General features: G+C 55.4%; 2 protein-coding genes. One reads left to right on the top strand and one right to left on the bottom strand.

The window, feature by feature from the left end:
* Positions 1-258, top strand: a 258-nt coding sequence (locus tag QO231_RS25975; RefSeq protein WP_316783178.1) for a tyrosine-type recombinase/integrase, incomplete at its 5' end; no start/stop codon positions are given.
* An 8-nt stretch (positions 259-266) separates the two neighbouring features.
* Here the strand turns inward: QO231_RS25975 and QO231_RS25970 are convergent.
* Positions 267-1,955, bottom strand: coding sequence for an adenylate/guanylate cyclase domain-containing protein (locus QO231_RS25970; RefSeq protein ID WP_316783175.1), 1,689 nt, complete (start codon positions 1,953-1,955; stop codon positions 267-269).
* Positions 1,956-2,279 lie beyond the last annotated feature (324 nt).

Genomic DNA, 2,279 nt, shown 5'->3' with positions numbered 1-2,279 from the left:
GGCAAGCACCTGTCGCCACGCCAGATCTCGCGCCTGTTCAAGCAGGCCGCAAAGGCGGCGGCCATCACCAAGCCAGTCACGCTGCATACGTTGCGCCACTCCTTCGCGACACACTTGCTGGCCCGTCATTTCAGACTTTCGCTGCGCCCGCACCAATGGCTGCTGTTGGACGCTTTGGACGTACACATGATTCCGGTAAAAGCACCGCAGCTATCTGTTCCCTGGTGGAAGATACTGCCGAACATTTTAATTGTTTGAGTAACCAGCTAAGTTGACAAGTCTACGTCTGGCAATTGCTCCAGTTCCCTCTCCCAAAGTGGCCAAATTCGGCTTCGCTCAAAAATTTCGGCGATGGCAGCCATTGAAAGTGCTGGAAACAGCGTATGCGCAGCTGCGAGGTGCTGTTCCGCAACCTGCCTGTTGGCTCGACGCAATTCAGCTAAAGCGAGAAACAAGCTTGGCCACCAAGTCGCGCCAACGGCACCCGCTGCTCTTTCCAACGTGGAAATGCCTGGCTGCAAATCTGCCGCATCGTGCAGAAGCTGACCAATACCCAGAAAGAAAAGATGTCCAGATCGAAATTTGGAAGATTGCGCCAACTCTAAAGTCCGTTCCGCGTACGAGATCGCCTGCAATCCTTCAGGGTCGTGCACTCGAGCCCACTCTGGTGTCGCAAATGTGTACGCAATGGATCTTCCATGCGGTGCGCCCCAGGCATTTGGGTTCAAGCGTTCGACTTGTGACGCCGCCTCAAGCGCGGCTTCGGTTTTTCCCATCATGCCGTGAATACTGGCTAACATAACATAGCCACCTGGCATTTTCGGATCCATCTGAACGACTTCCATGGCGGGTTGCAAAGCTGCCGCAAGAGTCGCGTATGCTGGCCACGCGCCACTCATTGCCTTGCGGTAGCTAACAAACGACTGCTGCATGTACCCCGAGGGGTTCCGAGGTTCGAGCGCTATAGCCCGTGTCAGCAAACTGTCGGCTTCGTCGAATGCGTCAGGCTGGCCTGATGACATGAGATCATTGGCCCGCGCACTTAGTTCGTCAGTATTCAACTGTTCTGGTGGTCGCATCTCGGCCCGCATTTTTTCGTGCGCGTCGATCTCCGCGCTGATCCGCAGCGCAAGCACAGCGCTAAGCTCATCCACGAGTTCCAATTCATCTGCAACGGTTCGGTCAAATCGTTCGCTCCAGAGCCGCCGCCCGTCATGTCGTGCGGAAAGGTCGACCGCGACCCGTACCCGCTCACCGAACCGGCGAAGTGTGCCGCTCAAAAGGTACTTCGAGGTTGCACCGTCGTTGTCCGGTCGGTGGATTTGCAGCCAGCGGTACTTTTCGAGCTCAATGGCGGTTGATTCCACGACTTCCGAGGCAAGGTTGTTGGACGATGATCTTTCGACAAAACCCTCCAGCAGGACAGAAGTTGGTTCAGACGCGACCCCGATCGGGGGAATGCCGCCGAAAGCCCAGACCTTCACGGGCTCTGCAATGTTCTTCAGCAACCGCGCTCCGGCATTCTCAAACGAAACTTGCAGATCCTTCGACAAATTCGCAAAAACCACTTCAGAGATAGCGATGCCGCCCGGTTTCGCGAGCGCTTCTAACCGCGATGCGATATTAACGCCACTCCCAAAAACATCTTCATCGACAAAGCTGGCCGCCCCTTCGTGAATTCCGATGCGTAAGGCCGGGGCTCCATCAATTGCTAAGAGTTCTTGGATCTTGAGTGCCGCCGCGCACGCGTCCGAGCCAGCTTCAAATGCTGCCAACCACCCATCTCCGAGCCGTTTGACAACTACGCCGCCGCCAGTTGAAATACTTGGCTCGATAATACTGTCGCGAACCTCTCTGAGAGCCTCTAATGCAATTTCGTGATCCTCATCCATCATCTGCGAATATCCAACGACATCCGCAGCCAGAATGACTGATTTCCGCTCTGAAGAACTCAACCCAGACCTTCCATAATTGCTGTCACAAAACCGCTGCTATCTTTGATCCGAGCACAGCGTATCAACTAAAGCAACCGTGCATGAGTGCGGACGTTCGCGCACAGTGCAGCATCGGTGGATATGGGCTCATCAGCCGACTTCAGAGGCAGCGCAGCATCGGCCTCGCTCGGCACCTGAGCATCGGTAAGATCGGCCCAGGCACCAAATCGCTTCGCGATATGGGCGCTTGTGACGTGGGTTGCGCGTAGTCGGGATTTGTTTCGCGGATTGTGAAGTTGAGAGTTTGCTGTTGATCGAGGTGATTTTGCCTCGGTTGACAGAGGG

The sequence above is a fragment of the Sedimentitalea todarodis genome (assembly GCF_032595355.1).
GTDB classification, from domain to species: domain Bacteria; phylum Pseudomonadota; class Alphaproteobacteria; order Rhodobacterales; family Rhodobacteraceae; genus Sedimentitalea; species Sedimentitalea todarodis.
Note: the sequence above shows the minus strand (reverse complement) of the source record. Positions and strands in the feature narration are given on the sequence as shown.